This is a genomic window from Bradyrhizobium sp. AUGA SZCCT0431, assembly GCF_018131065.1.
GTDB lineage: Bacteria > Pseudomonadota > Alphaproteobacteria > Rhizobiales > Xanthobacteraceae > Bradyrhizobium.
Map to the genome: position 1 here is coordinate 1 of NZ_JAFCLR010000083.1, position 5,978 is coordinate 5,978.

General features: G+C 58.3%; 7 protein-coding genes. 5 read left to right on the forward strand and 2 right to left on the reverse strand.

Features of this window, described 5'->3' with window-relative positions:
- The 3 genes from JQ567_RS37650 to JQ567_RS37660 form a co-directional block, all read left to right on the forward strand.
- On the forward strand, positions 1-330 hold a 330-nt coding region (locus tag JQ567_RS37650; RefSeq protein ID WP_212443498.1), incomplete at its 5' end, for a hypothetical protein.
- 762 nt (positions 331-1,092) lie between these two features.
- Positions 1,093-2,142: an MBL fold metallo-hydrolase gene (locus JQ567_RS37655; RefSeq protein WP_212443499.1), complete on the forward strand. Its 1,050-nt coding sequence runs from the start codon at positions 1,093-1,095 to the stop codon at positions 2,140-2,142.
- 514 nt (positions 2,143-2,656) lie between these two features.
- Entirely contained in the window at positions 2,657-3,013 is a 357-nt protein-coding gene (locus tag JQ567_RS37660; RefSeq protein WP_212443500.1) for a VOC family protein, read from the forward strand.
- A 5-nt stretch (positions 3,014-3,018) separates the two neighbouring features.
- Here the strand turns inward: JQ567_RS37660 and JQ567_RS37665 are convergent, their stop codons facing one another.
- Positions 3,019-3,213, reverse strand: coding sequence for a hypothetical protein (locus JQ567_RS37665; RefSeq protein WP_312017526.1), 195 nt, complete (start codon positions 3,211-3,213; stop codon positions 3,019-3,021).
- A 782-nt stretch (positions 3,214-3,995) separates the two neighbouring features.
- Entirely contained in the window at positions 3,996-4,280 is a 285-nt protein-coding gene (locus JQ567_RS37670; RefSeq protein WP_212443502.1) for an usg protein, read from the reverse strand.
- Between the two features lie 275 nt (positions 4,281-4,555).
- On the opposite strand from JQ567_RS37670, the gene JQ567_RS37675 reads away from it, so the two are divergent.
- Both JQ567_RS37675 and groEL read left to right on the forward strand, forming a co-directional pair.
- Entirely contained in the window at positions 4,556-4,873 is a 318-nt protein-coding gene (locus tag JQ567_RS37675) for a co-chaperone GroES (protein WP_212443503.1), read from the forward strand.
- Positions 4,874-5,014: 141 nt separating this feature from the next.
- Positions 5,015-5,978 (forward strand): chaperonin GroEL (groEL, locus tag JQ567_RS37680; RefSeq protein WP_212443504.1); only part of this gene is annotated, 964 nt, incomplete at its 3' end.

A 5,978-nucleotide genomic window follows, 5' to 3' on the forward strand; every position in this document is an offset into this window, starting at 1 on the left:
GCCATGGTGCGCAAAGCCCTGGTGCGCAAAAGCGCGGCCCGCGAAATGGCCGCCGCCGAAATGCGCGCGTGCGCCCATGCCGCCGACATGCATACCTCCTCCCATACCGCCGGCCCTCATTCCACCTCCCATACCGCCGGCATGCATTCCACCTCCCATGCCGCCGCCGTGCATTCCGCCGCCATGGCCACCGCCACCATGCCCACCGCCGCCATGCCCACCGCCGCGGAAGGCGAGTGCTGGCGACGCGAGAGCAAGCGCGGAGCCAAGTGCACCTACCATGAGGCAATTAAGGAGCTTGTTCTTCATCCCAATTTCCTCCGTGGTTGAATTTCAGCGACGTCAAGGTCGCAAGAAGAAGACAACCAGGAAAGCCAAAGGATCCAATGCTGTCACATGAAAAATGCGACAGTTTCTGACACGGAAATTAGTTTTCGCGCCCGCAGAGCGTCACGCATGCGGCGGAGCGCACCTATGGGTCAGATGGCAATCGCAATCTGCTTCACCGCCTTGCTATCCACGACATCCCGATATTAATCGATCTCTTGTGGTCACATCGCGTAGGAAGATGTGCCGCGGATGGAGTGGATCGTCGGTGATGAGATCATCCGAACGCCCGGTCAAAAAGCGACTTGGTAACGTCCGGTTTTGGGCACTTAGCGGACGGACCGGCCGGTCTGGCTATGTCCGCTTTCAGGGGCAAAGCGGGCCACCTCCTACGCTTTGTCGTTGTCTGCTTTTTGACCCGAAGCGGTCGTCGCTCCTCCAGAAAGGGGACTCTTTCTTCGCTATCCATTATATCACCCATAGCTTCAGGTGATCGGAAGGCGCGCTCTACGCCGCGCGTCGCGGCTTTGTCGTGACACTTCCGGAAATTGGGCGTACTCATGCGTGCGCTGATGAGCGACCAAGTGCCTTGAGATAAACTCCCGAATGGCGGCAGGAACGGCGACCGGCTGATCAAACAAGCTTCGGGTAGATCAAAATATCGTCCGCCTGGTGCCGGGTTGGCGCAGGGGCTCAATAGCACATTAGCGCAAGGCTCCGACAAGCAAACTCAAATGGGGGTGTTCTCAAAGAAGGAGGACTTCCATGAAACTTCGCGCAACATTGATCTTTGCGACCGCACTTGGCGGCGTCGCTGCCGTGGTTGTCCCTGCTACAACGGCCGCGGCTCAGCCAAACAGCCAGATCACCATCCTCTATGACGCTTTCGGTACCGATGCCGCAATGAAGAAGGATTGGGGCTTCTCCGCGCTCGTGGAGGTCGCCGGTAAACGAATCTTGTTTGACACAGGCAACGATCCAGACATCTTCGCAGCCAACGTCAAGGCGAAGGGTGTTGACCTTACCAACATCGATTTCGTCGTCCTGTCGCACCGACACTCTGATCACATGGCTGGCCTGAATCATGTTCTGAGCGTGAATCCGACGGTGAAGATCTACGCACCTAGAGAAGGGTTCGGCATTTACGGTTCGTCGCTGCCATCGAGTTTCTACCGAAAAGACGAGTCTTTGCCGCCCGAGATGCGCTACTACGAGGGCAAGCCGCCGGAAGTCATGAAATTCGGCACCGCTTGGCGGGGAGCCAACATCGAACTAATAGACAAAACGACGGAAATCGTTCCAGGCATTACCTTGATAGCACTGGTGTCCGACGCCCCCGGCACGAAAGAGCTCAAGGAGTTGTCCTTAGCGGTCAACACCTCGGACGGCGTAGTGCTCGTGGTCGGCTGCGCGCACCCGGGGGTCGAAAAGATCGTCGAGGCGGCGGCGGCCATCAATTCCAAAATACGTTTGATCGCCGGCGGATTCCACCTCGTCGTCGCTCCGGACGAGGTCATTACCAAGTCCGTGGCAGCGCTCAAGGATACGTTCAAGATAGAGAATATCGCGCCGGGCCACTGCACCGGTGAGCCGACATTCGCAGCGTTGAAGCAGGCTTTCGGTGACCGATATCTTTATGCGGGCGTTGGCACCTCGCTGCCGTTGGTACCAAGCACGGGCTCTGTCGGGCGACGGGGCGAGGGACCCGTGTTCCAAGAAGACGACCTAACCACCTATCGGAAGCTCGCCCGCCGCGAAGACCCCTTCGGCATTCTCCACGCGCGGAATCAACGCTCAAATCTTTCGCACCAGTGAAGGCGCGTAACAGCCTAAGCACGATCGATGTGCAGTGCAGGACGGGGATGGCGCAATGGCCCATAAACGGCAGAAGGGGTGACTATCAGAGATGCGCCTGAAGGTCAGAATTTGGCACTTTTCGGAAGTGGCGCTTGGCCTCTTTCAGGTCCGCTTTCGGCCAAAGCAGACCCCGTAAGACACCGGAAACAGAAATCCATTCTTAGAACGTAAACCAGCGTTTATGTTTGAAGGTGCCGATTTGCCTTAGCTTTCATAGCGCATGCTGGGGGCGATGGGTTTGGGAAACGGTCGTTCTATCCAGCGGAGCTACATGCGCACCCGGCGCGGAGCGCCGATGGGCTGCGAGCAGGACCGGGCTTCGCTCGCTATCCCTGCGGCAGGGTTGAAATGCTAAGGCTGATCCGACCAAGGTCGAGGCTGATCCGCGGTCGGGTTCGGCCAGCATCGCTGAATGGCTTTATCGGTCGGGGCGCGACGTCAACGGCGGAAATGAAACAGGAGAATTCACTCCATGATCGAGGGTATCAGCGCTATTACACTGGGCACCCACGAGATGCCACGAGCGGTCCGGTTCTACCGGGCACTGGGATTTGAGGTCCTGCATGGCGACGAACAGTCGTCCTTTATCAGCTTTCGAGCAGGGGCGAGCTATCTTAACCTCATCGCCCAGCCCGCCGAGCGGCGCTGGTTCTGGTGGGGGCGCGTCATTTTCTACGTCAGCGATGTCGATGCAATTCACAAGCGCACACTCGCGGCGGGATACCAGCCAACCACTTCACCGTGCGATGCCGAATGGGGTGAGCGCTTCTTCCACCTCAATGACCCCGACGGCCACGAGCTGAGTTTCGCGCGGCCCTTGCGGTCCTGATGTCGTCAGCCGTGCGTGAAGTCTCTAGGTTTCAACCCGAGAGCTTTCACTGCTGCCTCCGGAAGCCGCGCCCACGCTTCGATCTTCTCATTCGGAGCCATCATGGCAGCGATAATCGCCTTGGCCGCCTCCGGATCCTGTGCGGCGACGAAGTAAACCGAGCGGACGGGCGAACCGCCCGCTAGCGGTTCGGTTGTCACCAGTACGACCTGACCATCTGCCACATCTCAAGATACCATCGTCGCCGCCAGCTTTGAAGTTTTGGTTAGACGCCACCCGACTGATCCATGACCATTCACTTGCAGAGGGATGGACCAGTCATAGGAACGAATAGGGATCAAAAGGGTTGGTTGTATTGGGAGTGCATACGCGAAGTGCGAAAGCACGCAAGGCACTGGCCAGGAGGAGTTCGACATGGATACCACCACGCTTCTCATCATCGTGCTTGTCATTCTGCTGGTTGGCGGCGGCGGCTGGTACGGCCGGGGCCGCTGGTATTGAGCGGCGAAACCCGCTCCGATCGCGCGTGCTTCGAATTGCCGAAGGGCGCAAGCACGGCCTCAGCTGGGCACCCCCGAACTGGCCGTTTCTCTGATTTACGGAATCGTGCCGGTAAGGGCGTCCAGCAGGGTTTGAGGGCAGCCCTGGGCACCGGGTAAGTTTGAATGTGGCAGCGGATTGTTAACTGGAAAACAGACAGTCCGAAGCGCATATTGGGACATGTCAGAATCTTCTGGGTATCGCCCCTGTAAATGCGGCGCGGTTTATGACCGCAGCGAACATATCGTAGAGGCGCGCGAGATCAGCAGCTTTGAATGCGCTGTGTGCGGTGCAACTATCGAGAATTGGAACTCCGCTTGGGTTCCTCGATATCGATTCATTGCCTGTCCAGCTACGGATGCCGAATGACGTTCTGTTGCGGAGCTGCGTCGTGTCCTGGGATAACCGCTTTGCGATCACCCCAAAGCTCTGCGCCCTCGCGCTAGTGCAGCCGGAAGACTCCGTCCACGGCACGTAGTTCGGCAGGCTTGATCAGTTTGGAATGCGCGACGGTAACTGCGAACAGCGGACCATCGAGCGTTGTCTCCCAGAAAGTCAGAAAATCCTTCAGCGCCGGAAAATTCGGGAACACATCGTAGTCCTGCCAGACGTAGCTTTGCAGGAACCAGTGACGATCAGGACGACGATACACAATTTCCGCTGTTGTCAGTCCGTAGCCTAAGACCTGCTTCCTGAAATCCTTGGAAACCGCATCTTTCTCGACCATGCCAACCTCCAGCCCCACTAGAGCTGCTGCATGCTTCTCAATTCGCCAAAAACGAAAACGTTCAATAGGTCATAGTAATCAACGTGCTAGCAGCATGTTACTTCGCCTGCTAGCAATCACCGCAAGCATTCCTCCTCGAGAAACTTAAGTTGCAGTCAAACATCGAGGGCCGAAGCCCTTGCGCCCCAGTGTCACAGGCTTATGTGAAGAGCGGCTAGCACTCGCTCATTGCGACTGCCAATCCAGAAATAATCACAAAAGCCAAGGAGGATCGCATGAGATTCCGTCCGCTCCACGACCGCGTCGTGGTCAAACGCATCGATGCCGAAGACAAAACCGCAGGCGGCATCATCATTCCGGACAGCGCCAAGGAAAAGCCCTCACAGGGCGAAATCACCGCCGTTGGTCCGGGCGGCCGCGACGAAGCCGGAAAGCTGATCCCGATCGATCTCAAGGTTGGCGACCGCGTCCTGTTCGGCAAATGGTCGGGCAACGAAGTCAAGCTCGATGGCCAGGAACTGCTGATCATGAAGGAGAGCGACATCATGGGCGTTCTCACCGATCTGCCCGCCGCCAGGAAGAAGGCCGCGTAAGTGCCAGCCAGTTTTCCCTATCCTGAGGAGCCGGCGTAGCCGGCTTCTCGAAGGATGGGGACCGCAATCCAAATGTCATCCCTCAAGAACCGCCCAGTCCCGCGGTCTTTGGGACCTGACCAGTTGAAACCGGAGATCATTATGTCAGCCAAAGAAGTCAAATTCGGCGTCGATGCCCGCGATCGCATGCTGCGCGGCGTCGAAATTCTCAACAACGCGGTGAAGGTCACGCTCGGTCCGAAGGGCCGCAACGTCGTGCTGGACAAATCGTTCGGCGCACCCCGCATCACCAAGGACGGCGTCACCGTCGCCAAGGAAATCGAGCTTGAAGAAAAGTTCGAGAACATGGGCGCCCAGATGGTGCGCGAAGTCGCCTCCAAGGCGGCGGATGCTGCCGGCGACGGCACCACCACCGCGACAGTGCTGGCCGCGGCGATTGTGCGGGAAGGTGCCAAGGCAGTAGCCGCCGGCATGAACCCGATGGATCTCAAGCGCGGTATCGACCTGGCAGTGGCCGCCGTCGTTGCCGACCTCGTCAAGAACTCCAAGAAGGTGACCTCAAACGAGGAGATCGCCCAGGTCGGCACCATCTCCTCCAATGGCGACACGGAAATCGGCAAGTTCCTCTCCGACGCCATGAAGAAGGTCGGCAACGAGGGCGTCATCACGGTGGAGGAAGCCAAGTCGCTCGAGACTGAACTCGAGGTCGTCGAAGGCATGCAGTTCGACCGCGGTTACATCTCACCCTACTTCGTCACCAACGCCGACAAGATGCGCGTTGAAATGGATGATGTCTATATTCTCATCTACGAGAAGAAGCTCTCCAGTCTGAACGAACTGCTTCCGCTGCTGGAAGCGATCGTGCAGACCGGCAAGCCGCTGGTCATCGTCGCTGAAGACGTCGAAGGCGAAGCGCTCGCTACCCTTGTCGTCAACCGCCTGCGTGGCGGCCTCAAGGTCGCGGCCGTCAAGGCTCCGGGCTTCGGCGATCGCCGCAAGGCCATGCTGCAGGACATCGCGGTTCTGATCGGTGGTCAGGCGATCTCGGAAGATCTCGGCATCAAGCTCGAGAACGTCACGCTGCAGATGCTCGGTCGCGCCAAGA

What these genes read in the sequence shown, in the direction of transcription:
- JQ567_RS37660 (WP_212443500.1), top strand. Translation starts at nt 2,657, where the DNA reads ATGATCGAGGGTATCAGCGCTATTACACTGGGCACCCACGAGATGCCA.
- JQ567_RS37655 (WP_212443499.1), top strand. Translation starts at nt 1,093, where the DNA reads ATGAAACTTCGCGCAACATTGATCTTTGCGACCGCACTTGGCGGCGTC.
- JQ567_RS37670 (WP_212443502.1), bottom strand. Translation starts at nt 4,280, where the DNA reads ATGGTCGAGAAAGATGCGGTTTCCAAGGATTTCAGGAAGCAGGTCTTA.
- JQ567_RS37675 (WP_212443503.1), top strand. Translation starts at nt 4,556, where the DNA reads ATGAGATTCCGTCCGCTCCACGACCGCGTCGTGGTCAAACGCATCGAT.